The following is a 22,858-nucleotide window of genomic DNA, read 5'->3' as shown; positions in this document are numbered from 1 at the left end:
CATGGACCGTAAGAACGAGCCCTTCGCTCGCGACGCCGATCTCGGCTGGGAGCCGGCGGGCGGCGGCGTGACACGCAAGATCCTGACATATCGCGACGAGGTCATGATGGTGCGCGTGCGCTTCGAGGCCGGCGCGATCGGCCCGGCACACAGCCATCCGCATATCCAGTGCTCGCTGGTCGAGAGCGGCGTCTTCGACATCACCATCTCCGGCCGCACAGAGCGCCTCGTCGCCGGAGACAGCTTCACCGTGCCGCCTGACGCGGTCCACGGCGCCGTCAATATCGAGGCCGGCATCCTCGTCGACGTCTTCACGCCCATGCGCCAGGATTTTGTGCCCTAGGCATTCAGGGCCGTAAGCCGGATCAAATCTGATCGAGCCCCCGGTAACGCGCGAATATGGTCTGCCGGCCGGCCGAGAAGATGACGACCTCGTATGGGTCCGGCGCCTGTCCGCGGACCTCCATGCCCGGCGCGCCGACGGGCATGCCGGCAACCGCAAGGCCGGTTGCCTTGGGGCGCTCGGCCAGCAGGCGCTTGATCGCGTCAGCCGGGACATGACCCTCGACGACGTAGCCGCCGATCTCCGCGGTATGGCAGGAGGTGAGCGCATCGGGCACGCCGAGCTTCGTCTTGAGCGGCGCGACATCGTCGATCTCGATCACCTCGACCGGGAAGCCAGCGGCCTTCACATGCGTGACCCAGGCGCCGCAGCAGCCACAGTTCGGATCGCGCGTCACGGTCATCTTCGGCAAGGTCTCGGCAGCGATGGCGGGGCGCCACAGCATCAAGCCGGCCACCGCCTGCGCCAGGCCGCGCATCGCTGCGCGGCGCGTTGATGGGTTTTCGTTCGTCACGACCTTTCCTTCCATAACCGCATTCATACTTGCCCCGCTTGCGCCCTTCGGGGGACGAACCGGCGATCAGGGCTGGCTCGTCTATCGTCAACCGAGCCGTCAGAGGCTCGCCGTATAGCCCGCAGCCGCGACGGCGGCCTTGATCGCGGCGCGGTCGGGCGAACCCAGCACGCTCACGCGTTTGGAGTCGGGATCGGCGGTCACCGTCGTTCCCGGCAGCCTGGTCTCGATGGCGCCCCTGATCCTGCCGGCGCAATGGCCGCAGGTCATGTCCTCGACCTGAAAGGTCACCGAATCGCCGGCTGGCACTGTCGTCTCGGTTACGGGGTTTGCATGCTGTTGGCAGGAGCACATCTGCATCATCCTTTCGATGTGGCGATGTCAGGAGCCTGCTCCTGCCCATCATAGGAAGGTCAAGCGGTATGTCACGGGCGATCGCGGTTGCCCATCGAAGGGCTTGGGCTGCATCGCCCCTTACCGCACACGATGGTGATGATCTTGTGCGAAGTACCCAGGCAATTGGAGCGATAGGCGACGAGATCGCCTTGCTGCATGAGCGTCTCGATCCGTGGCGCCGCGCAAGCGCTGTCGAGGAGTGCCCTTTGCAGGTCGGCATCGGAGGCCGAAGCAACTGAGCTCGCTGCGACGGCTCCGACCAACACCGCTTTGAGGCGAAAGCGGGCGAGCCTGAGCCGCCCGCCCTCCTTCGATATCGTCACTTCGCCTTCTGGAACTTGGTCACGGTGATCTGGCCTTTGACCCGATCAGCGTCGAACTTGATCTTGGTCCCGGCCTTGAGCCCCTTCAACATGGTGGGATCGGCCGCTTTGAACACCATGGTCAGGGCGTCCATGTCGAGATTCTTGATCGGGCCGTGATTGATGGTGAGCTTGCCCTGGACCTCGTCGACCTTGGTGACGGTGCCGCTGACCGACTGGGCGGCAGCCGGCAGCGCGGCGATGAGGAAAGCCAGACTTGCGGCAGTCTTCAACATGAGGATGTCCTTTCGCTGAGAGCATTCACTTGACGATGATCTTGCCGGTCATGCCGGCCTCGCGAGATGGAGGAGATGATCGACTCGACGCTGGAATACCTGCGCGGCGGCGTGTCGAGCGAAGCAGCCCGGCCGATCGACCTGGCGTCCGTCATCGAGACCATCGTCGACGAGCATCTCGACCAGGGACACAAAATCAGCCTGACGGGCTTGAACGCGGCGCCGATTTTGGGGCGCGTCTTGCCGCTGAAGCGGGCTTTCTCGAACATCATAGGCAACGCGGTCAAATATGGCGCGTCGGCTGACGTCGCGATCACCGAAGCCAACGGCCAGGTCGTCGTCACGGTCGAGGATCAGGGACCGGGGATCCCGCCGGCCGAGATCGGGCGCGTCTTCCATCCCTTCGTGCGTCTGGAAAAGTCACGTGGCCGGGAAACCGGCGGCTCCGGCCTCGGCCTCACGATTGCCCAGGCTGTCGCGCAATCGCATGAAGGCTCGATCGCCCTAGAAAACCGGTCCGAAGGCGGCTTGCGTGTCATCGTTTCCCTACCGAGGCTCGATCGCCCTACGCGGAGCGATGCGCCCCGATTGTAGGCGAAGACCTCGGGGCCTTGTCGGCGCCTCGCAAAATCCCGGTCGGGCCTGAGGACCCGGACAGCGTGTCAGCTCGACCGGTGTTGTCGTGTTCGCTTCTCCAGCATCCGGCTGTAGAGCGAGATGAAGGAGCAGAACGCGACATAGAGCAGGGCGACGAAGAGATAGGCTTCGAGGGAGAAGCTGCGCCATTGCGGATCGCCGAGCGCCTGCTTGGTCGCGAGGAGGAGATCGGTGAGGCCGACGATGCCGACCAGTGACGTGTCCTTGAACAGGCCGATGAACAGGTTGGCAATGGCGGGAATGGCAAGGCGCAACGCCTGCGGCACGACGATCAGCAGCGATGTCTGCCAATAGCCAAGGCCGAGCGACTTGGCCGCCTGCTCTTGTCCATCCGGAACCGCTTGCAGACCGCCGCGAATGGCTTCCGCCAGATAGGCCGCACTGAACAGCGTGATCGCGATCAACGCCCGCAGCAGCACGTCGACCTGCAATTTCCCGGGCAGGAAGAGCGGAATCATGAAGGACGCCATGAACAGGACGCTGACCAGCGGCACCCCGCGCACCATCTCGATATAGACGACCGAGATGCCCCGAATGACGCCGAGTTCGGAGCGTCGGCCGAGCGCCAGTGCGACCGCGATCGGAAAGGCGCCGATGATGCCGCCGACGGCGAGGAAGACGGTCAATGGCAAACCGCCCCAGAGATCGGTCGGCACGAGGCTGAGGCCGAGCACGCCGCCACGCATCAGCACGATCACTGCCAGAAGCCCCGCGAGCGCACCGGCCACCACGCTGCGCCAGCCGAAGCGTAGCGAGCAGCCCGCCAGCACCAGCACGATGGTCAGCAGCAGGGCGATCAAGGGGCGCCATTGCTCCTCGAACGGATAGCGGCCGAACAGTACGAGGCGGAACTTCTCGTGGACGAAGGCCCAGCACGCGCCGCCCGCGGCACGGCAGGCGGCGGGAGAGGCCGACCACCAGGTCGCGTCGAATACAGCCCAGCGCAGCAGCACGGGCAGATAGCTGGCGAACAGGGCGAGCATCGCGACGGTCAGCAGCGTGTTGCCGATGCTGCCGAACAGGCGCGCCCGCAGGGAGAGGGCAGCGCCGATCATGACGCCCCCTGGAGCGCGACGCGGGCATTGTACCAGTTCATGAAGGTCGAGATTGCCAGACTCAGCGTCAGGTACAGGCTCATCAGGATCGCGATCACCTCGACCGCCTGGCCGGTCTGGTTGATGATCGTGTTCCCGATCGACATCAGGTCGGGATAGCCGATCGCGATGGCGAGCGAGGTGTTCTTGGCCAGATTGAGATATTGGCTGGCGAGCGGCGGCACCGCGACCTTCATCGCCTGCGGGATCACCACGAGGCGCAAGGTCTGGCCCCGGCTCAAGCCGAGCGCGGCCGCCGCCTCGAGCTGCCCGCGACCGACCGAGAGAATGCCGCCGCGCAGGATCTCGCCGACGAAGGCGGCATTGTAGAGCGACAGGCCGATCAGCAGCGCCGTCAGCTCCGGCGTGATCATCCCGCCGCCGGAGAAGCCGAAGCGGGTCAGGTGCGGCATGTCGAAGGAGGCGCTGACGGCGCGTTCGAGCGCCACGGCGACGAGCGGGAGCAGGAGCAATAGCAGGCCGGGCCAGAGCTTCGCAGGTGCTCCTGTCTGCGCGGCCCTGCGGCGCGCCCAGACGCCATGGCCGGCCCAGGCGATGAGGCCGGCAAGCCCTGCCGCCGGGATCAACCAGGCGCCATGCTGCAGCACCGGAAAATGCAAACCGCTCTTGGCGAGATAGACGCCCGGAAGCAGTTGCGGCGCGGCCGATGCGGCCGGCAGCATCTGGGTGAGGACCGCGTACCAGAGATAGAGCTGCAATAGGAGCGGCGTGTTGCGGATGAGCTCGACATAGAGCCGTGCCAGCGGGCTGACCAGCGGATTGCGCGACAGGCTGGCGATACCCACGACGAAGCCGGCGAGCGTCGACAGCACGATGCCGAGCGAGGCGACGACGAGCGTGTTGAGCAGGCCGACAAGCAGCGCCCGGCCAAAGCTCGCGCTCGGGCCATAGGCGATGAGGCTCTGCCCGATCTCGAAGCCGGCCGCCTGCCAGAGGAAGCCGAAGCCCGTGCGGATCGAGCGCGCTTCGAGATTGCCGGCGAGGTTCATGGCCAGGAAGGCGACGGTGCCGGCCAGCATGGCCAGTACGATCAGCTGCGTCGCCAGCGCGCGGAAAGCCGGGTCGTGACGGCCTCGCGCCAGCCGCGTCGGCGAGATCGCGAGGGCGCTCATCTCAGCGCGTCGGCATCGCGTACATCAGCCCACCCTGGGTCCACAGGGCATTTGCGCCGCGCTGCATGCGCAGCGACGTCTTGGGGCCGACATTGCGCTCGAATATCTCGCCGTAATTGCCGACGCGCTTGATCGCGCGATAGGCCCAGGCCGGATCGAGCCCCAGCCTCTGCCCCATGTCGCCGGCGGTGCCAAGCAGGCGCTTGATCTCCGGGTTCTGGCTATCCTTCATCTGATCGACATTGGCGGCGGTGATGCCTTTCTCCTCCGCCTCGATCAGCGCCATCATCACCCATTTGACGGCGGTATACCAATCGAGGTCGTTGCGGGCGACGACCGGGCCGAGCGGCTCCTTCGAGATCATCTCGGGCAGGATCTGCCACTCGTCGGGGTTCGGCGCGTCCGAGGCGCGGACCGAGGAGAGATAGGACATGTCGGCCGAGAAAGCCTGGCAGCGGCCACTGAAGAACGCGGCGCGCGCCTCGTTCTGGGCCTCGAACACGACCGGCGTGAACTTCTTGCCGTTGGCGCGGAAGTAATCGGCGAGGTTGAGCTCGCTCGTCGTGCCGGTGGCGGTGCAGATGCTGGCGCCGTCGAGCTCCAGCGCGCTTTTCAGGCCGAGCGATTTCGGCACAAGGAAACCCTGGCCGTCATAGAAATAGACGCCGGCATAGAGCAGGCCGAGGGAGGCGTCGCGCGTCAGCGTCCAGGTCGCGACGGTGGTGAGCATGTCGATCTCGCCCGATTGCAGGGCGGTGAAACGCTGCTGCGGGCTGAGCGGGACGAATTTCTCCTTCGCCGCGTCACCCAAAACCGCCGCCGATACGGCGCGGCAGAAATCGGTGGTCAACCCGGTCCAGCGGCCGGAGCTATCGGCGATCGAGAAGCCGCCGATGCCGGTGCTGACGCCGCAGACGACCTCGCCGCGCTTGCGGACCGCGTCGAGCGTCGGCCCGGCCTCGGCCGGCGCGGAAACGGCCGCGGCGACCGCCAGAGCGGCGGCGGCCAAGCCCGATCTGAATGAAATCCTCATGAGTTCCTCCCCTGGAACGCCCGTTCGATGCCGCAAGGCGTCGTAGGCTTTATGTTTCCCCGATCGGCGCAGCTCTGGCTCCTGGCCGGCCGCGCTCTTGTTGTCGGCTCGCCGAGGCGCCGTCAGGTGACGGCGCGGCGCTTCGCGAAACGCTCGTCGCGCCAGCTTCCGGACGTTATCACGTCATTGAAGGCCTTCGCCGCGGCCTCAGCGTCCGCATAGCCGAGATAGGCCGGCGCGAAGCCAAAGCGCATCATGTCCGGCGCCCGGAAATCGCCGACCACGCCGCGCGCGATCAGAGCCTGGACCACCGCGAAGCCATGCTCGAAGGTGATCGAGACCTGGCTGCCGCGGGCGGCGTGATCGCGCGGCGTGACGATGCTGGCGCCATGCGCCCGGCAGACCGGGTCGACCAGCTCCATGAACAGGTCGGTCAGGCCCAGGCTCTTGGTCCTGAGCGCACTCATCTCGACGTCCTCGATCGCCGCGAGGCCGGCGTCGACGACACGCATGGAGAGGATAGGTTGCGTGCCGCAGAGCAGGCGCTGAATGCCGCCGGCCGGCCGATAGCCGCGCTCGAAGGCGAAGGGCGCGGCATGGCCCCACCAGCCGGAGAGCGGCTGAGACAGGGCCTGGTGATGGCGCGAGGCCGCGTAGATGAAGGCCGGCGCGCCCGGGCCGCAATTCAGGTACTTATAGGTGCAGCCAATGGCGAGATCGGCGCCCGCGCCGTCGAGATCGACCGGCACGACGCCCGCGCTGTGGCAGAGGTCCCAAACCGCGACCGCGCCCTTGGCGTGGATCAGCCGGTTGAGCGCCGCCATGTCGCGCAATTCGCCGGTCTTGTAGTCGACATGGTTGACCAGCACGACCGCCGTGCGCTCGTCGATCAGATCCTCGATCCTGTCGGCATCGACACCTTCGAGTTTCAGCGTCACGCCGGGCCGGCCAGTCGCGACACCCTCGGCGACATAGAGATCGGTCGGGAAGCTGCCGCCCTCGGCGACGATCACATTGCGATCCGGCCGCAGCGCGAGCGCAGCGTGAAGCGCCTTGTAGACGTTCACCGAGACGGAATCGCAGACCACCGTCTGGCCGGGGCCGGAGCCGATCAGGCGGCCGAGACGGTCGCCCAGCGTGCCGACAAGCGCGAACCAGCCGGCATCGTTCCAGCTCCGCACCAGCCCTTCCGCCCACTCCTTGGACAGGGCGGTTTCCATGTCGGCAAAGGCGGCAACAGGCGCGGGGCCAAGCGAGTTGCCGGCAAGATAGATCGTCCCATCCGGCAGATGGAAGCGCGCCCGCAGATGGCGCAGCGGATCGGCAGCGTCCCGCCGCGCTCCCTCGGAAACGCCGCCGGCGCTGTCCAGCGATGCCAAGCTCATCCTGCCTCCACTCATGATCGATAGCGCGCTCTGCGGCGTGTCGGGGCGGATCATTTCGACGATTATCGAAGATGTCAAATCATATATATAATTTTGCCAGTAACGTGAAATTATATATAGTACCTTCATCGCATGAGGGGCCCATGGACGAAGCCGAAATCGCCACCAAGACCGAGTCCGCCTATCGCACGCTGCGCCAGGACATCCTGGAGACGCGGCTGCGCCCCGGCGCGCCGCTGAAACTCGGTGCGATGCGCGAGACCTATGGCATCGGCTGGACGCCGCTGCGCGAGGCGCTCTCGCGCCTGGAGGCGGAACGGCTGGTCACATCGAGCGCCAACAAGGGCTACACGGTCGCACCCGTGTCGTTGGAGGAGCTCAGCGACCTGACCCGGGCGAGGCGCCTGGTCGAATTGCCGATGCTGGCCGAATCGATCGCCCGCGGCGGCGAGGCCTGGGAGACGGCGCTCGTCGCCGCGCATTACCGGCTGTCGCGCTGCACGCCGCCCGTGGAAAACCCTGAGGAGCTGAGCCTGACCGATTGGGAGGAGCGGCACGAGGCCTTCCACACGGCTTTGCTCGCTGCCAACAGCTCGCCCTGGCTGATGCGCTTCTACGTCCAGATCAAGGACCAGCTCCGGCGCCACCACCGCGTGCTCTCGATCGCGCCGGCCTTGTCGCATGCCCGCTCCGGCGCGCGCTGGCAGGATAGTCCCGCCTTCGCGGCTCTGCGCGATGCGCTGGCGCTCGAACCGCATACCGCCCTGATGAACGCGGCCCTGGATCGCGATGCCGACCGCGCGGTGAAGCTCCTGGACGAGCATATCGAATTCACCCGGAAGGTCTTCCTCGCCACCGATCTCGATGCGACTCCCGGCGGAGCGGCCTGATCCCAGCTCGCCTCCCGATATCTCCGAAACCCGCTTGCCGCGGCCTCGATCCGCAAGCAGATAAGGACCGTCCATGCCTTCCGCCTTCCCTCATGCCGGCCCCTCGCTCGCGCTGGTCAATGGCAGGGTTCTCGGTGAGGCCGGAGGCTGCGAGGCGCTGGCGATCGTCGGGAACCGCATCGCCGCGCTCGGAAGCTCCGCGGGGATCACGGCCCTCGCCACGCCCGCGACCCAGATCGTCGACCTCACCGGCCGGACCGTCGTCCCCGGCCTGATCGACGGCCACGCCCATCTCGACCGCGAGGGGCTCAAGAACGTGCTGCCCTCGCTCGCCGATTGCCGCTCGATCGAGGACATCGTCGCGCGCATCGCCGCGATCGCCCGTGGCAAGAAGCCGGGCGAATGGATCATCACGATGCCGATCGGCATCCCGCCGAGCTACGAGGATGTGCTGGCCGGCATCGCCGAGCACCGCTTCCCCGACCGTCACGATCTCGACCGCGCCGCCCCCGACAACCCCGTCTATATCCGCTCGATCTGGGGCTATTGGCGCTCGACCCTGCCGCTGGTCTCGATCGCAAACAGCCGTGCTTTGCGGCTGGCCGGCATCGACGCCTCCACGGTGCCGCCGGCTCCGTCGATCGAGATCTGCCGCGACGCAGACGGTAAGCCGAACGGCATCTTCGTCGAGACCAACAAGATGCCGGTGGTCGAGCACAGCCTGATGCGCCGGGCGCCGCATTTCTCTGCCAGCGAGCGGGCGGGCGCGCTCGCCGCCTCAATGCGGCTCTACAACCGGGCCGGCACGACCAGCGTCTTCGAGGGGCACGGCATCGCCGCCGAGGTGCTGGACGCCTATCGGCAGGTGCGCAGCGAGGGGCGCCAGACCGTGCGCGCCTCGATGATCTTCAGCCCGGCTTGGCCTTCGACCTCCGCCGAGGATTGCCGCGCCCTGCTCAAGTCCTGGGGGCATTGGCTCGCGGGCAAGGGGCTCGGCGACGCCTGGCTCGGCATGGCCGGGCTCTATGGCGAGATCGACGATTCCGTCGAGCGGGACTTGCGCAGCGCGGCCTTCCCGCAGACCGGCTGGGCCGGCTTCCACTACAATTCCTCGCTGCCGCGCGCGGCCCTGAAGGAGGTGCTGATCGAGGCCGCGCGCAACGGCATACGGGCGGTCGGCATCCTGCCCAACATGCTCGATCTCTTCGCCGAGGTGGACAAGGTCGCTCCGATCGCCGGGCAGCGCTGGGTGCTTGGCCATGTCGTCAGCCTGACGCCGGATCAGGTGAAGCAGGTTGCCAGCCTCGGGCTGGCGGTCACCACCCACCTGACCGCCTATATCTACAAGCGCGGCAGCGAATTGGTCGAAAAGCTCGGGCGCGAGCGGGCCAACGAGATCGTGCCGCTGCGCTCCCTGCGCGAAGCCGGCGTGCCTGTCTCCTTCGGCAGCGATAACGCGCCGCTCAGCCTGTTCCAGTCGCTCTCGCTTGCAGTCAACCGGCGCGACCGCATGGGTGCGCTGATCTCGCCGGAGCAGGCACTGACGCGCGAGGAAGCGCTCGAATGTGCCACGCTCGGCGGCGCGAAGCTGACCTTCGAGGATACCGAGAAGGGCAGCATCGCCGTCGGCAAGCTCGCCGACCTCGCCGTGCTTTCGGCCGACCCGCTCTCCTGTGCGTCCGACGAGTTGGCCCGGATCGAATCCGAGCTCACCATCGTCGACGGGCGCATCGTCTACCGGGCGCAGGCCGGGGCTGGACGATGACGGAGCGTGCCGTCTATCTCGACTACGACCAGGCCCGGCTCGACCTGAACTACAACCAGGCCGCCTGGGCGCCCAATGCCGAGGCGATCATCGCCTGGTATCGGGATGCCAGCCTGGAGGCGCATCGCAAGCTCGCCTGCCGCCATCTCGCCTATGGCGAAGGGCCGGCCGAGCGGATCGACCTGTTCCCGGCGGCCATGCAGGGCGCTCCCCTCGTCATCTATGTCCATGGCGGCGCCTGGCGCATGCTCGATCGGATGGACAGCGCCTTCGCGGCCGAGGCCTTCACCGGCGCCGGCCTGAGCTTCGCGGTCCTCGACTTCGCCAGCATTCCTGCCGCCCGGCTGCCGGAGATGGTGACGCAGGTCCAGCGCGGCATCGGCTGGCTCGCCCGCTATGCCGTCGAGCTCGGTTTCGATCCCCGCCGCCTGTTCGTGATCGGCCATTCCTCGGGCGCCCATCTCGTGGCCGCCGCCCTCACGGCCGAAACCCCGCATCGGCTCGAGCCCGGCATTGTGGCAGGCGCCCTCTGCGCCAGCGGCGCCTATGATCTGGAAGGGCCGATGCTCAGCGCGCGAGGGGCTTATCTCAACCTGACCGCGAACGAGATCGAGAGCTTCAGCCCGATACGGCATGTCGCCAGGCTCGATTGCCCCGTCCTCGTCGCCTATGGCGACGCCGAGACCGACGAGTACCGGCGCCACGCCCGAACCTTCCACGAAGCCCTGCAAAAGGCGGGAAAGCCAGGCAAGCTGCTGCTTGCCGCCGGGCAGAACCATTTCGAGGTCAGCCGCCTCCTGGCCATGCCCGGCAGCGACCTCTTTCAGGAATGGCTGAAGGCCCTATGACGCCGCGCATGGCCGCACGACGTCATCTCCACTCTCATGCCGCGGCGCGGGTTTCGACGAGCCGGGCCAGCAGGCTGGCGCCGACCGGCAGGATGCCGTCGTCGAGCACATAGGCCGGATTATGTACCGGGACGGTGCCGGCATGGCCGACCCAGGCATAGGCGCCGGGCACGACGCGCAGCATGTCGGCGAAATCCTCGCTGCCCATCAATGGCTTGCCGTCGGTCAGTACTCCCTCGGAGCCGACGATTTCGGCGGCAACAGCGACAACGGCGTCGGTCTGCGCCTCGTGATTGATCAGAACGTTAAAGATGTTGCGGATGTCGACCTCGATCGTGACACCGAAGCTTGCCGCCGTGCCGGCTGCGATCTCGCGCATGCGCTCGCGGACGAGCGCACCGATCTCCGGCGAGAAGGTGCGGATCGTGCCGGCCAGCATCGCCTCCTCGGGGATCACGTTATAGGCCGAGCCGGCATGGATCTGCGTGATCGAGAGCACGGCGGCCTCGCGCGGATCGGCATTGCGGCTGACGATGGTCTGCAGCGCATTGGCGAGGCTCATAGCGACGACGATCGGGTCGCGCCCCATATGCGGCATCGCGCCATGGCTGCCGCGGCCTGTGATCTTGATGTCGAAGAAATCGGCGCCCGCCATGGCAGGTCCCGGGAAAATCGAGATCTGGCCGGGATCGAGATCGGGCGAATTGTGCAAACCGTAGATCTCGTCGCAGGGGAAGCGCTCGAACAGCTTCTCGGCGATCATGCTGCGCGCCCCGCCGAGCCCCTCCTCGGCCGGCTGGAAGACGAACACGGCCGTCCCCTTGAAACCGCGATTCTCCGAGAGATAGCGGGCGGCGCCGAGCAGCATGGTGGTGTGCCCGTCATGGCCGCAGGCATGCATCTTGCCGGCCACGGTCGAGCGCCAGGGCAGGTTGGTGATCTCCTGGATCGGCAGCGCATCCATATCGGCGCGCAGGCCGATGCGCCGGCCCGGTCCGCCGGTGCCCTGCAGAATTCCGACCAGGCCGGTCTTGCCGATGCCGCGATGGACCTCGATGCCCCAGCCGGCGAGTTTCTCCGCGACGATGTCGGAAGTCCGGACTTCCTCGAAGCCGATCTCGGGATGGGCATGGAGATCGCGGCGGATGGCGATGAGCTCGTCCGTGAAGGACAGGATCTCAGGCAAAGCGGGCATTATGGCTCCAGATAGCGAAAGGTTCAGGCGAAAGGCTGGCCGAGCGGCGAGGTCCGCAACCCCGGACGCAAGCGGCGCCAGGGCAAGGCGGCCGGATCGACCGGCATCGGCCCCGGCGCGGCACAGACGAGGATCGCGGCGGCGATCGGTTCGAAATCGGCGCGGAAATGCACCGAACTCTTGTTGACGAGGATGGCCTGCTCCGTCGGCTCGATGCCGACCTGCCGGTACATCGCCTGATCGGCCATCTGCGCCTTGCGCGAGCCGAGGACGATGCGGACATCACCGATGCGCAGGCAGGCGCTCGGCCCGAGATTGATCCGCGAGCCCCCGTAGAACGGGCCCGGCGCGACGAAGCGGCCATCGGACAGTTTCTCGACCAGGAACTCCCCGGCCAGCGGCCTGTCCCCGCGAATGCCGGATTTTGCACCGAGCGACAGTTTGACGGTCGCGCCCTCCCCCGCAGCATGAGCTATCGCGGCCGCCGCCGGATCGACAATGACGCCGATCGCCGCGCGCTTGGCGCCGCCCTGCACCAGGGCATGAGCCATGCCCATCGTGTCGGAATCGCCGCCGGCGCCGGGATTGTCCTGCGTATCGGAGATGACAACGGGCTTGGTCGCGGTCTGGGACAACCGCATCGCCTCCGCCACGCCATCCTCGGGCGAGAAGACCGGACCCTTGAAGGCTGCCTCACTCGCCATGACGCGGGCAAGGACGGCATCGGCCGCCCGGTCGGCATCGGCCTGCGTCGCGCCATAAGTGAGAACGGTCGCGCCGCAATCGGGAAAATCCGCCGCCGGGAAGCCCGGCAGGAAAGAGAGCGTCGGCACGGCGGGACCTTCGAGCGCAACGAGCTCGGCATAGATCGTCCGGCAAGGCTCCATCGCCGTCGCCTGCCAGGCGATCGGAATGAGATAGGGCACCTGACGAAAGGCCTTAGCCGGGCGGGTACCGCTCTCGACCAACTGCGCCAGGAGTTCGGTCGCACGGCTGCCGGTCAGCGCCATGTCGACATGCGGATAGGTGCGGTAGGCGACGAGCGCGTCGGCCATCGCCATCATCAACGGTGTAACATTGCCGTGCAGGTCGAGGCTCGCCACGAGCGGGACGTCGGGCCCGATCACGGCGCGCACCCGCCGCAGCAATTCGCCTTCGCCGTCGTCATGGTTCTCGGTTACCATGGCGCCGTGCAGGTCGAGATAGACGCCGTCCAGCGGCAGCGCCGCGGCGATGCGTTCGACCAATTCATCGGCGAGGACCTCGAAGGCCTCGGCCGTGACGTGAGCGGAGGGGCTCGCCGCGCACCAGAGCGTCGGCACGATCTCCCAATCCCGGCCGCGGGCGCTGTCGACGAAGCCGGCAGCGCCGACATTGACGTCCTTCACCGCCGCGTAGACCGCCTCGCCGCGCGCCAGCGGCGGCCAGCCGCCGCCTTGCAGGAAAGCCTCCATCCCGGCCTTGCTCGGCGCGAACGTATTGGTCTCGTGCAGAAATCCGCCAAATGCGATGCGGCGCGGCATCCGTTCTCCCCCTGGACGCTGCTGAGGTAATCACAGGCGGCCGCGCTCTCCAAGGCGCAAAAGCGCCGGCCGGCAATCGGAAAATGACGGGGCTGCGCCGCGGCCTTGCCCGGCATCATTCCCAGTCTACGCCCTAGCAGCGTCTGACACCAAGCCGATATGAGACAGTGCTGGATCGCAGACGAGGCCGGATTTCATTCGCCGGCTATCGCGCGTTGTGCGAGAGCTTGTTTCATCAAGCCCGTGACCGATTCGCGACGATGAGCACACTCGATACCGACTTGTTCCTCGCTCTCAATGCAGGGGCAAATCCGAACCCTTACATCGCGCTCTTCGCGATCGCCGTCACCCGCTTCGCGATCCTGCTGGTGCCCTGCTATATCGTGGTCCTGTGGATTCAGGATTCCCGGCGCCGCCGCCTTCTAGCCTTCGCGCTCGTGCTGGCCCTCGTGATCGCGATCGTGCTGAGTTTCCTCACCGGGCTCGTCATCTTCCGGCCGCGCCCCTTCATGGCCGGCCTCGGGAACAGTCTGGTGGAGCACCGGCCCAGCGCCTCCTTCCCCAGCAACCACACCCTCGTCTTCGCTGTTTGCGCCACCGTCCTCGCGCTGGTGCGGCAGTATGGAACGGCTTGCCTGGCCACGGTGATCGGCCTGGTCGTCGCCTGGTCGCGCGTCTATGTCGGCGTCCACTACCCCTCGGACCTCCTCGGCGGGATCATCCTCGCCGTTCCCGCAGCCATGATCTCACTGGCGGTGACGGCGCGATACGGAACGGCGGTCATCACGATCGCTGAAAGCTTGCAATACAGGCTGACGAGCAGCTTGCCGAAGTTCGGCCGGCGCTGAGAGGCGGCGCCCCGATCAGACCGGCGCGATGTAGCTCACTCGCTCGGTCGCGTTGATCGCAGTGACCTCTCCGGCCGGATTGGTCTCGACGCCGGCGCGACGAAGCAAGCGGACCCGTCGAGGCTCACCCGGCGCAAGGTGGAACCAGTTCTGCTCCGGCCGCCAATGCGGATCGACGATCTCGACCGACTGCGCGAAACGCTGCGTCGACAGGATGAGATTCCACCCCTCGCCGTCGCGCTCCAACGTCGCAGCAAGCCCGAGCCGATGCCGCTCATGGCCGCGTCCAAGCGGGAAATGGAATGCCTCCGCCAGCACCGGCCCGCTTCCGGCCTGCCGCAATAAGGCCGAGGTGACGTCATGGCCGGGTGGGCCGAAGCGGTAGGCATAGGTGATATCGAAGAAACGGCCGATCAGGTCGAAGGCGGAAAGCGTTGCCGCTCCCCGCGCTTCCAGTTCGACCTCGCGCCGCGCCTGCACGACCGCCGTCGCGCCGTCGCGCCAGCAGGTCAGTTCGAGGGTCGCCGCCAGCGGTTCCGGCCGCTCGTTCAGGACATGCAGGGCGAGCCCGTTCACGCCCTCGTCGGTCAGCGTGAGCTGCACGGGCCGGAAGGCGCGGGCAAGCCCGTGCCAGGCCGATTTCGGCTCGCCATCGCTGGCGATCACGCCCCAGCCGGCGCCGGGCTGGAGATCCTGCAGCAGCCAGACCAGCGCGCCTGATGTCGGCGAGCCCGGCCGGCGCCATTCGGCGAAGGCTGCCTCCATCACCTCCGGCACAGTCGCGCGAGAGAGAGCGAAATAGCGCTCCGGATCCTCTCGGCGCAGTCTGGCCGGATCGAGCCGATAGAGGCGCTCAAGGTAATGATCGCGCACATCGTCGAAATCCCAGGAAGCGCCGAGATCGCGCGGCACGCCGCGCTTCCAGTCGGGATGATGCGTAATTGCGGGTGGGCGCCCGTTCCGGAGCGAGACCGCCTCCGGCACATTGGCGAAGGCGAGGCTTTCCGCCGCGAAACGCAATTCGGCCCGACGCGCATCGTCGAGGTCGCGCATATAGGCGCCAACCCCGTAATAATGCGCCACGCCCTTATTCGTGAGGAAGGGCAGTTCCCCACCCGAAGGCGAGTTCGGCACATAGGCGATGTCGGGGCGCAGGCGCGCAACCGCATCGGGCAGAATTTCGTCGAAAACCGGACCGGACCAGGCCTCGGGCGGTGCGCCGAGCATCGCCGCCTGCTGGAAGACCTCGCTGCCGCCGCAGAGCACGGCGAGGCTGGGCGAACCTTGCGTCCGCGAAAGCAGTTCCTCAGCCTCGGCTCTGATCGCCTCACGAAAACCCGCATCGCCTTGCGGATAGTCGAAATTGGCCAGCATCATCTCCTGCCAGACCAGGATGCCGAGTTCATCGCAGAGCGCGAAGAACGCCTCGTCCTCATAGGTCATGACGCCGGGCAGGCGGATCATGTTCATGCCGGCATCACGCGCGAGCCGAAGCCAAGGCTCGTAGGCCTCGCGGCCGCAAGCCAGCGTCGTGACGTCGGCATTCGACCAGCAGGCGCCGCGGCAGAACACCGGGACATCGTTGACGACCAGTCCGAAACCGGCGCCGTCCGCGCCACGGTCGACCGCGAGCGAGCGGAAGCCGATGCGGCCAAGATCGATGCTCTCGCCGTCGATGACGAGTGTCAGTCCGTGCAGCGCCGGCTTGCCATGGGTATGCGGGAACCAAGGCGCAATGCCGGGCAAGGTCAACAGACCAGCCAGCCGCCCGTCCTCGACGCGAAGGGCGGCCTCACGGCCGGCACAACGCATGACCGCGCTCATGACATCGGCCGCGCCATCGCCCTGAGTAACCGCAAGTGCCACCCTGCCGGTGCCGCCTTCATAGGACGTCCGCAGGTCGATGCCGACGATATCAGGTCCGCCCTCGTCCCGCTCGATCCGCAGCACGGGTCGATATGGCCCGGTCGGCAAGCCCGGCGGGCACCAGCCCGGCACCGAGCCGAGCGCGCTGGTGCGGAACCAACGCAATCCGTTCGGCTGGATCATCGCAGGCCGCCAGCGCGAGCGGCGCGGCGCGGCGCCAAGTCGCGGCGCCAGCGCCCGGAAGCACAGGGCGATCTCGGTCCCGGCCGGGCAATCGGCAGGCAATTCGACGGCGGCGAACATCGAACGGCTCTCGGCCTGCCGGACGCCGTCGATCCAGACCTCGGTGACCGTCGCCAGCCCCTCGAAGCGCAAGCGTCCGCTCAGCGGCTCCGCCAGCCGCGTGCGATACCAATGATCCTGCTGGCCGATCGCATGGGCGCTGGCATCGTCGAGACGGCCGCGCGTCCGCAGCGCGCCGGCGACCGTGCCGGGAACGGCGGCATCCTCCCAACCGCCATCCGGCAGATCCGCCGGCGTCGCGACGGCATCGGCCGCCGTCGCAAGCCAGGACCAGCCGGCGAGCGGCTCCACCCGTTCCCGATCGCGGGCGACGATACGGGCCATGCCGCTCAGCCGGGAAAGCGCTGGCCGAGCAGGCCGCTGATCTGCTCATGCTCCTGCGCCAGGCCCGCCAGCGCGGCGTCGAAGCGCTCGAAACGCTTCTGCTTCATCGCCCGGGCTAGGTGGAACTGCGCGAGCTTGGCACCCTCGGCGATGCGCAGGGCGATGGCACCGGCCTCGTCGAGCCCGGACACGCTCTGCCCCAGCCAGGCAAGATGGCTTGCGAGAAGCTCGAAATTGGCGCCGAGCTGGCGCAGCGTGTTGAAGGCATAGAGATGAAAGGCCGCGCCCGGCCGTTCGGCCAGAGCCTCGGCCTGCGCCGTCGCGACGGCCCGGTAGGCGGCGACCGGGTTTTCGCGCGGCCGGCGCGCGACATGGCGGGCGAGCAGGGCAAGTGCGGTCTCGCGCAGGTCGGCCTCGCGGGGCGCCCGCTCGGGCAAGCGCACCATCTCGGCATAGGGGAACAACGTGTCCTCGCGCATCTGCCCCGGCAGCAGGCGGAACAACCCGTCGAAATCCTCGCCCTCGGCGCGATGCAGCCCGTCATTGTGGAAATAGTCGAGCTGGCGACCGGCGCGGTCGAGCCGGTTGACCGCGATCGTCGTCTTGCCGTGGCTCTCGCGATAGGACACGCCGCGCGTGTCCGGCATGTAGAAGGAATCGAGCTCGAGCAGCACCAGCCGGCCGCGCGCGATCTGCTGCTCGATATGGCCGATCAGCTCGTCATAGAGCGCGAGCTCCGTGACCTTCAGGCCATAGAGCGCTTCGAGATCGTCGGGCGGCGGCTTGAAGAAGGTGAACTGGTCGCCTTCGAAATCCTGTCCGATCGTGAAGCCGAAGGCCGCCGCCGGCTCCAGACCGAGCGCGTGCAGGATCTCGATCCAGAGATCGGCATAGCAATTGGTCTGCGGCCAGTGCCGCTCGCCGGCATGCATGGCATGCCTGATATAGGCGAGCGGATCGACCGGCAGGAGCGCCCCGGCCGGACCGGGACTCACAGCCTCGCGCCGGGCAGCCGTCGCGCTCACGGCCAGAGCACGGCGCGCACCGACGCCGGCCATTGATCGACGTCGTAGCCGTGATGCTTGAACAGGGCGAGCGCGACGCGCTCCATGCCGAAGCCGACGCAGGCGGTATGCGCCGTCTCGCCCGCAGCCGTCCGGATGCCCCAGGTCGTGCCGAAATGATCCTGATGATAATTGAAGGAGAGGCAGGCGGTCGGCTTCTCCTCGCTCTCGATCGGGATCAGCAATTCGAATTTCAGACGCTGATCGCGCTGGTTGTTGGCGAGCATGCGCCCGGCCCGGCCGAAGAACGGGTCGTTGGCGACGTCGAGATTGAGCGGCACGCCGAGCGAGGCCATCATCGCCTGGCCGCGTTCCAGCCAGGTCGCGCGGAATTCGGTGACCTGCTCCGGCGTGCCAAAGCGGACATATTCGCGCATCCGGAAGAGCTGCATCCGGGCCGGGTCCTTCGAAGGCTCGTGCCGGAAGCAATAGGATTGCAGGTCGAACAGCGCGCCGTCGGCCTCGAGCGGGCCGCGCTTGGCCACGACCGGATAGAGCGGGTAGCAGGCCGCAGGCGTCAGCACGACCTCGGTCGAGATCTGGCCGTCGGTCCAGTCGACCCCGTCGGCCACCTTGTGCAGCAATGCGGCATGGGCGCGCTCGTCGCCGGCGAAGGAATGCACCGTGCCCGCAAGCTGCGGGAAGCTCTTGAGATAGCCGCTCTTCTCGAAATGCTTGCGGCTCATCGCCGGCGGAAAGCGCACGATCTCGGCGCCGTCCTGCCCGCCATGGCGGGTGATCAGGTCGTCGAAGCGGGCGATGACCTCCTCGAACCGACCGCTGCGGCCATAGAGCCCGTCGACGCCGGTATCGATCAGCAGGCCGTTATCGATCAGTTCCGCGAGGAAGCCCTGCGGCTGGGGACAGTTCTGGCACATGCGCTCACCGGGACAGGCTGGGGTCGTGCTTGTAGACCGCCAGGAGATTGGAGGTATTGCCGAGGATACGGTCGTTGTTGATCATGATCGGCGCCGACAGCGCATCGCGCATCAACCGCGCCAGGCTGGCGGGACTGTCGTTGCGATAGCCCTGGATGCCGCAGATCAGGAAGGCTTGGCTGACGATCTCGCCGACGCTCTCGGAGGCCGCGACCTTGATGCTGTTCATCGCCACCACGAAACCCATCGAGGAGAGTTCGTCGGCATCGCCGCGCACCCGCTCGTAGCGATCGAGACCCGCGATGATCAGCCCCTTGAACTGCTGCAATCTGACGAGCAGCTCGGCGAGCCTGAGCGCGCCCGGCGGGGTCGAGCCCGGCTTCTTGCGGGCCTCGCCGCGCACGAAGCCCTCGGCGCGGGCGACTGCTTCGGCCGCGATGCCGTACCAGACCGAGGCCCAGAGCAGATGCGCATGCGGCAGCATCGACTGTGCCGCGATCTCGGCGAAGGGCGTCGGGATGATCTGCCGGGCCGGCGCGCGGCCGGCGAAGCTGAAATTGTCGGAGCAGGTGCCGCGCATGCCCATCGTGTTCCAGACATGGCTGCGCTCGAGCCGGTACTGGTCCTTGGTCAGGACCGACATGACCTGGTCGGAGGGCGGCGCCTCGGGCGTGCGCCGCGACGTGATCAGGATCGCATCGGCCTGCGCGCCATAGGAGATCAGGCAACCCTCCTTCTCGAGGGTGAAGTCGTCGCCGTCGCGAATCACCCCGCAGATCGACGAGCGCAGGTCGCCGCCGACGCCGCCGCCTTCGGTCGTGGCCGAGGCGAGCAGGAGCTGCTCGCGGGCGATGCGGGTCATGAAGCCGGCATGCCAGGGGTCGTCGCCGCAATGCACGACCAGGCTCGACGCCTTGATCTGGTGCATCGCGTAGATCATGCCGGTCGAGGCGCAAGCCTGGGCCAGCGCCGTGCAGATCTCGGCGATCGTCGAAAGGCTCGCTTCCTCGCCGCCCTGCACGGCCGGGACCATGATGCCGAGCAGGCGCTCCTGCTTCAGGGCATCGAAGGCCTCTTGCGGGAAGCGCGAGCGGGCATCGACATCCGCGGCATGCTCGGCCGCGATCTTCGCGATCCGGCGCGCCTTGGCGATCATCGCCCTCTCGGCCTCGGCGCGCGCCGCCGGCGTCGGCGCCTCGGTGACGAACCCGGCATCGGCGAGGCGGGCGAGGCTCGTCATCAGACGTTCTCGCTCTGGATGGCCTGAATCGCGTTCGCGATCGCGGCGATCGAGGCGAAGTTGCGCCGGTTCATCATCGTGTCCGGGAACTCGACGTCGAAGGCTTCTTCCAGTGCCATCATCAGCTCGACCGTGCCGAAGGACGTCAGGCCGGCATTGTAGAGATCGGCATCGTCGGCAAGCGCCGCGACATCGCCCGGCAGCTTGCCGGTCGTCTTCAGGATTTCACGGATCTTGGTCTTCATGCTTTCGCCCTGCCCCGTATCGGATCACTGGCGCGGCGCTTCGCAACAGCCGTGCCGTCACAGCCGGAAATGCTTCTGTCATCCGGCCGGATGTTTCTTTTTCTTCCCGGAAATCTAGCCTGTAAAATTTAAGGTTGCCTTGCTCCCGCCATCGAAAACCGGCCGCAATCGCCGTTGCGGCGGCGATTGCAACCTGTGGTAAACGGCGCCTTGCCGGAATGCGGGAGCGGGAAACGCCGCCCGGGACGCATGCGGCTTGGCAGCGGTCTTGCTGAAGCGGGTGTGAAAGCACGGACCATGATGGCCGCGCTGGAGAGAGGTCATGGCGACTTTCGGATCGCGACTTGCCGAACACAGGGGTGTCGGCCCGGGCTTCGATGCGACCCGCATCGCGCTCGCGCTCGCGGTGCTGTTCATCCATACCGGGCTGATGCGGCCGGCGACGCCCGAGGCCTTGCTCGCTCCGGTCCTTCCCTTCGCGCCGCTGCAACTCTGGGCCTTCGATTTCGCCATCCTGCCGATGTTCTTCGCGCTCAGCGGCTTCCTCGTCGCCGGCAGCGCCGAGCGGCTCTCCATCGGCCAGTTCATCGTCAATCGCGGCCTGCGCATCCTGCCGGCTCTCGCGGTCGAGATCACGCTATCGGCCCTGATCCTGGGGCCGCTGCTCACCGCCTACGGCTTGCGGCAGTATGTCTCGGACCCGCTCTTCGCCAGCTACTTCCTCAACATTCTCGGCAACATCCATTTCGAATTGCCGGGGCTGTTCCTCGACAATCCGCAGCCGCACATCGTCAACGGCTCGCTCTGGACGGTGCCACACGAGATCGCCTGCTATGCCCTGCTGGTTCTGTGTGCGGTCACCGGCCTCTATCGCCACCGCCGGCTCATGCTGGCGCTCACGCTCGCCTGGTTCGGCCTGTCGATCACGGTCTTCCTCTGTGCCGATCTGGGCATCGCATTGCCCCATCTTGACACATTGACCTACCTCTTCGTCACGCGCGGCGCGGCGCGGCTCGTCCCGCTCTTCCTGGCGGGGATCGTGCTCTACCAGTATCGCGATCGCGTTCCCCATCGCCTCGACTATGCCCTGGCGGGCGCCTTCGCCTACATCGCGCTCGCCGCCTTCGGCTCGCCCGACTGGATGACCAATCCGGTCTTCTCCTGCGTGACGGCGCCGATCTTCGCCTACGTCGTCAACTATGCCGGGCTGTCACCGAAGCTTGCCTTCCCGTTCACCGCCCGCGGCGACTATTCCTACGGGCTCTATCTCTACGGCTATCCGCTGCAGCAGGCGATGCTCCAGGTCCTGCCGCGGATGCACAGCCGCGCCGCCTTCTTCGCGCTCTCGGTCGCTGCGGCCAGCACCATGGCCGCCTTCTCCTGGCATGTGATCGAGAAGCCGGTGCTGCGCCTGCGCCGCAGGTTCTCGCTCACCGCCCGCATCCATGCCGGGCCGCCACCCGCAACCCCGGCGGATCAGCCGGTCGCTGCGGCGGAATAGGCGGGCGCGGCCGCCTGCTGCGAAGCTGCGGCAGGTGCCGGGTCCGTATGGGCATCGCTGGTTCCGGTCATGAACCAGAGCAGCGCCGCCGTCTTGATCGAGTAGACGGAATCGCTGACCAGCATCAGCAGGCAGATATAGGCGGCGACGCAGACCTTGAAGCGCCAGGCCCGCGGCGAATTCTCGGGCGTGAAGATGAACAGGCTCCAGAAGCCGATCACGCCGACGAGGCCGATCTGGTTGAGCGAATAGGCATAGCCGGAATCGGACAGGAACGGCTTCTCCGGCGACAGGCCCCAGACCGCCTCGGGCGAGAGCGAGGTGAGCAGCCGCGCCGTCCAGAGCAGGCGCCCGGCCAGGTTGTTCTGCCAGTTCACCTCGGCGCTGGTGAAGCCGTAGGTGGCGAGCCCGATCAGCACGACGAAAGGCGCCGCGAGCCAGACGAAGCGCGGCGTCCAGGGCGCCGCGAAGTAAGCGACGGTCGCGACGATGCAGACATTGGCGCCGAAGCGGGAGTCGCTCAGCACGATCGCGGTGAGTCCGGTCGCCATCGTGAGCCAGCGATGGGACATGCCTTTGCGGTTGAGCGTCCAGATATAGAGGATCGCCCCGAAATTGCCGGTCGAGATCGGCTCGAGGAAGACCGAGGAGGCGCGGTGCGGCCCGAGGAAGGGCAGCAATGTGCGCGAATCCGGCCGCAGGCCGCTGGCGAAGAGCGCGCCGGTCTGGCTGCTGACGTCGCTCGGCGCCACCGTGCCGCGCGCCACGTAATATTTGATGATGTTGAAATAGCTCACGTAGAGGTCGAGTGCGAGGAACTCGAACAGCCCGAACACGACGACGATGATGCCGCAGATCAGCGCGGCCCGGTCGGCCAGCCGCGGATCGTTATAGCTCTTGCCGAGCAGGTAGAAGGCGATCGGGATCAGGAAGTCGCGCACCGCCTTGGGATCGATGAGCGGACGCATCGCCATCAGCATCGCCGCATAGGACAGGAACACCGCCAACAGCAGATAGGGCGCTGCGTTGCGGCCGAGCCCGAGATAGAGCGTGGTCGCGACGAGCACGACTTCGCAACCCATCACCATCGTGTCGTTGACCGGCATGACGTTGGTGTTGAGGAAGCACAGCGCCATGTTGAAGGTCAGCGCCGCCACGAGGATCGTGAGCGGCAGGGTCGAGCCGGGCCGGTGCGTCTCGGCGGCGGCCGTCATG

At 67.0% G+C, this 22,858-nt stretch carries 22 protein-coding genes; 7 read left to right on the top strand and 15 right to left on the bottom strand.

Annotated elements, in window-relative coordinates; genetic code table 11:
- The first annotated feature begins 1 nt into the window (after position 1).
- A complete protein-coding gene (locus Q0Q36_RS03075) occupies positions 2 to 343 on the top strand; it encodes a cupin domain-containing protein (protein ID WP_293795423.1) in 342 nt (113 codons plus the stop codon).
- Positions 344 to 365: 22 nt separating this feature from the next.
- On the opposite strand, the gene Q0Q36_RS03070 is transcribed toward Q0Q36_RS03075, so the two are convergent.
- From Q0Q36_RS03070 to Q0Q36_RS03060, 3 genes are all read right to left on the bottom strand, one after another.
- Entirely contained in the window at positions 366 to 821 is a 456-nt protein-coding gene (locus Q0Q36_RS03070; protein ID WP_293795543.1) for a DUF411 domain-containing protein, read from the bottom strand.
- Positions 822 to 956: 135 nt separating this feature from the next.
- On the bottom strand, positions 957 to 1,148 hold the full coding sequence (locus tag Q0Q36_RS03065; protein WP_293795422.1) for a heavy-metal-associated domain-containing protein: 192 nt from the start codon (positions 1,146 to 1,148) through the stop codon (positions 957 to 959).
- Between the two features lie 424 nt (positions 1,149 to 1,572).
- Positions 1,573 to 1,851, bottom strand: coding sequence for a copper-binding protein (locus Q0Q36_RS03060; RefSeq protein WP_293795420.1), 279 nt, complete (start codon positions 1,849 to 1,851; stop codon positions 1,573 to 1,575).
- A 75-nt stretch (positions 1,852 to 1,926) separates the two neighbouring features.
- On the opposite strand from Q0Q36_RS03060, the gene Q0Q36_RS03055 reads away from it, so the two are divergent.
- The gene (locus tag Q0Q36_RS03055; RefSeq protein WP_293795418.1) at positions 1,927 to 2,445 is read left to right on the top strand and encodes an ATP-binding protein; all 519 of its coding nucleotides are present in this window, start codon (positions 1,927 to 1,929) and stop codon (positions 2,443 to 2,445) included.
- A gap of 68 nt (positions 2,446 to 2,513) precedes the next feature.
- Here the strand turns inward: Q0Q36_RS03055 and Q0Q36_RS03050 are convergent, their stop codons facing one another.
- The 4 genes from Q0Q36_RS03050 to kynU form a co-directional block, all read right to left on the bottom strand.
- On the bottom strand, positions 2,514 to 3,563 hold the full coding sequence (locus tag Q0Q36_RS03050; protein ID WP_293795417.1) for an amino acid ABC transporter permease: 1,050 nt from the start codon (positions 3,561 to 3,563) through the stop codon (positions 2,514 to 2,516).
- Positions 3,560 to 4,735, bottom strand: coding sequence for an ABC transporter permease subunit (locus tag Q0Q36_RS03045; protein WP_293795416.1), 1,176 nt, complete (start codon positions 4,733 to 4,735; stop codon positions 3,560 to 3,562). The genes Q0Q36_RS03050 and Q0Q36_RS03045 overlap by 4 nt, the downstream gene beginning before the upstream one ends.
- 1 nt (position 4,736) lies before the next feature.
- Complete coding sequence (locus tag Q0Q36_RS03040; RefSeq protein ID WP_293795415.1) at positions 4,737 to 5,768, bottom strand: amino acid ABC transporter substrate-binding protein; 1,032 nt, start codon at positions 5,766 to 5,768, stop codon at positions 4,737 to 4,739.
- 122 nt (positions 5,769 to 5,890) lie between these two features.
- Complete coding sequence (gene kynU, locus Q0Q36_RS03035; protein WP_293795414.1) at positions 5,891 to 7,153, bottom strand: kynureninase; 1,263 nt, start codon at positions 7,151 to 7,153, stop codon at positions 5,891 to 5,893.
- Between the two features lie 143 nt (positions 7,154 to 7,296).
- Here kynU and Q0Q36_RS03030 point away from each other — a divergent pair, with 143 nt between their 5' ends.
- From Q0Q36_RS03030 to Q0Q36_RS03020, 3 genes are all read left to right on the top strand, one after another.
- Positions 7,297 to 8,043: a GntR family transcriptional regulator gene (locus Q0Q36_RS03030; protein ID WP_293795412.1), complete on the top strand. Its 747-nt coding sequence runs from the start codon at positions 7,297 to 7,299 to the stop codon at positions 8,041 to 8,043.
- A gap of 73 nt (positions 8,044 to 8,116) precedes the next feature.
- On the top strand, positions 8,117 to 9,808 hold the full coding sequence (locus Q0Q36_RS03025) for an amidohydrolase (protein WP_293795410.1): 1,692 nt from the start codon (positions 8,117 to 8,119) through the stop codon (positions 9,806 to 9,808).
- The gene (locus Q0Q36_RS03020; RefSeq protein WP_293795408.1) at positions 9,805 to 10,656 is read left to right on the top strand and encodes an alpha/beta hydrolase; all 852 of its coding nucleotides are present in this window, start codon (positions 9,805 to 9,807) and stop codon (positions 10,654 to 10,656) included. The genes Q0Q36_RS03025 and Q0Q36_RS03020 overlap by 4 nt, the downstream gene beginning before the upstream one ends.
- A gap of 34 nt (positions 10,657 to 10,690) precedes the next feature.
- Here Q0Q36_RS03020 and Q0Q36_RS03015 read toward each other — a convergent pair whose 3' ends face one another.
- Entirely contained in the window at positions 10,691 to 11,851 is a 1,161-nt protein-coding gene (locus tag Q0Q36_RS03015; protein ID WP_293795406.1) for a M20 aminoacylase family protein, read from the bottom strand.
- A 23-nt stretch (positions 11,852 to 11,874) separates the two neighbouring features.
- Entirely contained in the window at positions 11,875 to 13,374 is a 1,500-nt protein-coding gene (locus Q0Q36_RS03010) for a M81 family metallopeptidase (protein WP_293795405.1), read from the bottom strand.
- Positions 13,375 to 13,634: 260 nt separating this feature from the next.
- On the opposite strand from Q0Q36_RS03010, the gene Q0Q36_RS03005 reads away from it, so the two are divergent.
- Complete coding sequence (locus Q0Q36_RS03005; protein ID WP_293795403.1) at positions 13,635 to 14,222, top strand: undecaprenyl-diphosphatase; 588 nt, start codon at positions 13,635 to 13,637, stop codon at positions 14,220 to 14,222.
- A gap of 15 nt (positions 14,223 to 14,237) precedes the next feature.
- Here the strand turns inward: Q0Q36_RS03005 and Q0Q36_RS03000 are convergent, their stop codons facing one another.
- From Q0Q36_RS03000 to Q0Q36_RS02980, 5 genes are read right to left on the bottom strand one after another with little or no spacing between them, the layout of a single operon-like run.
- Positions 14,238 to 16,715, bottom strand: coding sequence for a glycoside hydrolase family 2 protein (locus Q0Q36_RS03000; protein WP_293795402.1), 2,478 nt, complete (start codon positions 16,713 to 16,715; stop codon positions 14,238 to 14,240).
- Between the two features lie 5 nt (positions 16,716 to 16,720).
- Complete coding sequence (locus tag Q0Q36_RS02995; RefSeq protein ID WP_293795400.1) at positions 16,721 to 17,773, bottom strand: DUF1839 family protein; 1,053 nt, start codon at positions 17,771 to 17,773, stop codon at positions 16,721 to 16,723.
- Positions 17,737 to 18,657 (bottom strand): amino acid--[acyl-carrier-protein] ligase, encoded by a 921-nt coding sequence (locus tag Q0Q36_RS02990; RefSeq protein ID WP_293795399.1) that lies wholly within the window; start codon positions 18,655 to 18,657, stop codon positions 17,737 to 17,739. The genes Q0Q36_RS02995 and Q0Q36_RS02990 overlap by 37 nt, the downstream gene beginning before the upstream one ends.
- Before the next feature lie 4 nt (positions 18,658 to 18,661).
- Positions 18,662 to 19,897 (bottom strand): acyl-CoA dehydrogenase family protein, encoded by a 1,236-nt coding sequence (locus tag Q0Q36_RS02985; protein ID WP_293795397.1) that lies wholly within the window; start codon positions 19,895 to 19,897, stop codon positions 18,662 to 18,664.
- The gene (locus Q0Q36_RS02980; RefSeq protein ID WP_293795396.1) at positions 19,897 to 20,142 is read right to left on the bottom strand and encodes an acyl carrier protein; all 246 of its coding nucleotides are present in this window, start codon (positions 20,140 to 20,142) and stop codon (positions 19,897 to 19,899) included. The genes Q0Q36_RS02985 and Q0Q36_RS02980 overlap by 1 nt, the downstream gene beginning before the upstream one ends.
- Before the next feature lie 322 nt (positions 20,143 to 20,464).
- Between Q0Q36_RS02980 and Q0Q36_RS02975 the strand changes: the two genes are divergently transcribed.
- Complete coding sequence (locus tag Q0Q36_RS02975; protein WP_293795395.1) at positions 20,465 to 21,643, top strand: acyltransferase; 1,179 nt, start codon at positions 20,465 to 20,467, stop codon at positions 21,641 to 21,643.
- Here the strand turns inward: Q0Q36_RS02975 and Q0Q36_RS02970 are convergent.
- Positions 21,619 to 22,857 carry a UDP-phosphate alpha N-acetylglucosaminyltransferase gene (locus tag Q0Q36_RS02970; protein WP_293795393.1) on the bottom strand — a complete coding sequence of 413 codons (1,239 nt, stop codon included), beginning with the start codon at positions 22,855 to 22,857 and terminating at the stop codon, positions 21,619 to 21,621. The genes Q0Q36_RS02975 and Q0Q36_RS02970 overlap by 25 nt on opposite strands.
- Between the last annotated feature and the right edge of the window lies 1 nt (position 22,858).

This window comes from uncultured Allobosea sp., assembly GCF_945957345.1.
In the GTDB taxonomy this organism is placed as follows: Bacteria; Pseudomonadota; Alphaproteobacteria; order Rhizobiales; family Beijerinckiaceae; genus Allobosea.
This window is presented reverse-complemented; position numbering and strand designations above follow the sequence as displayed.

What these genes read in the sequence shown, in the direction of transcription:
- Q0Q36_RS03030 (WP_293795412.1), top strand. Translation starts at nt 7,297, where the DNA reads ATGGACGAAGCCGAAATCGCCACCAAGACCGAGTCCGCCTATCGCACG.
- Q0Q36_RS03050 (WP_293795417.1), bottom strand. Translation starts at nt 3,563, where the DNA reads ATGATCGGCGCTGCCCTCTCCCTGCGGGCGCGCCTGTTCGGCAGCATC.
- Q0Q36_RS03060 (WP_293795420.1), bottom strand. Translation starts at nt 1,851, where the DNA reads ATGTTGAAGACTGCCGCAAGTCTGGCTTTCCTCATCGCCGCGCTGCCG.
- Q0Q36_RS03040 (WP_293795415.1), bottom strand. Translation starts at nt 5,768, where the DNA reads ATGAGGATTTCATTCAGATCGGGCTTGGCCGCCGCCGCTCTGGCGGTC.
- Q0Q36_RS03020 (WP_293795408.1), top strand. Translation starts at nt 9,805, where the DNA reads ATGACGGAGCGTGCCGTCTATCTCGACTACGACCAGGCCCGGCTCGAC.
- Q0Q36_RS03055 (WP_293795418.1), top strand. Translation starts at nt 1,927, where the DNA reads ATGATCGACTCGACGCTGGAATACCTGCGCGGCGGCGTGTCGAGCGAA.
- Q0Q36_RS02980 (WP_293795396.1), bottom strand. Translation starts at nt 20,142, where the DNA reads ATGAAGACCAAGATCCGTGAAATCCTGAAGACGACCGGCAAGCTGCCG.
- Q0Q36_RS03025 (WP_293795410.1), top strand. Translation starts at nt 8,117, where the DNA reads ATGCCTTCCGCCTTCCCTCATGCCGGCCCCTCGCTCGCGCTGGTCAAT.
- Q0Q36_RS02995 (WP_293795400.1), bottom strand. Translation starts at nt 17,773, where the DNA reads ATGGCCGGCGTCGGTGCGCGCCGTGCTCTGGCCGTGAGCGCGACGGCT.
- Q0Q36_RS02985 (WP_293795397.1), bottom strand. Translation starts at nt 19,897, where the DNA reads ATGACGAGCCTCGCCCGCCTCGCCGATGCCGGGTTCGTCACCGAGGCG.
- Q0Q36_RS03075 (WP_293795423.1), top strand. Translation starts at nt 2, where the DNA reads ATGGACCGTAAGAACGAGCCCTTCGCTCGCGACGCCGATCTCGGCTGG.
- Q0Q36_RS03010 (WP_293795405.1), bottom strand. Translation starts at nt 13,374, where the DNA reads ATGCCGCGCCGCATCGCATTTGGCGGATTTCTGCACGAGACCAATACG.
- Q0Q36_RS03005 (WP_293795403.1), top strand. Translation starts at nt 13,635, where the DNA reads ATGAGCACACTCGATACCGACTTGTTCCTCGCTCTCAATGCAGGGGCA.
- Q0Q36_RS02975 (WP_293795395.1), top strand. Translation starts at nt 20,465, where the DNA reads ATGGCGACTTTCGGATCGCGACTTGCCGAACACAGGGGTGTCGGCCCG.
- Q0Q36_RS03015 (WP_293795406.1), bottom strand. Translation starts at nt 11,851, where the DNA reads ATGCCCGCTTTGCCTGAGATCCTGTCCTTCACGGACGAGCTCATCGCC.
- Q0Q36_RS02970 (WP_293795393.1), bottom strand. Translation starts at nt 22,857, where the DNA reads ATGACGGCCGCCGCCGAGACGCACCGGCCCGGCTCGACCCTGCCGCTC.
- Q0Q36_RS03045 (WP_293795416.1), bottom strand. Translation starts at nt 4,735, where the DNA reads ATGAGCGCCCTCGCGATCTCGCCGACGCGGCTGGCGCGAGGCCGTCAC.
- Q0Q36_RS02990 (WP_293795399.1), bottom strand. Translation starts at nt 18,657, where the DNA reads ATGTGCCAGAACTGTCCCCAGCCGCAGGGCTTCCTCGCGGAACTGATC.
- Q0Q36_RS03000 (WP_293795402.1), bottom strand. Translation starts at nt 16,715, where the DNA reads ATGGCCCGTATCGTCGCCCGCGATCGGGAACGGGTGGAGCCGCTCGCC.
- Q0Q36_RS03070 (WP_293795543.1), bottom strand. Translation starts at nt 821, where the DNA reads ATGCGCGGCCTGGCGCAGGCGGTGGCCGGCTTGATGCTGTGGCGCCCC.
- kynU (WP_293795414.1), bottom strand. Translation starts at nt 7,153, where the DNA reads ATGAGCTTGGCATCGCTGGACAGCGCCGGCGGCGTTTCCGAGGGAGCG.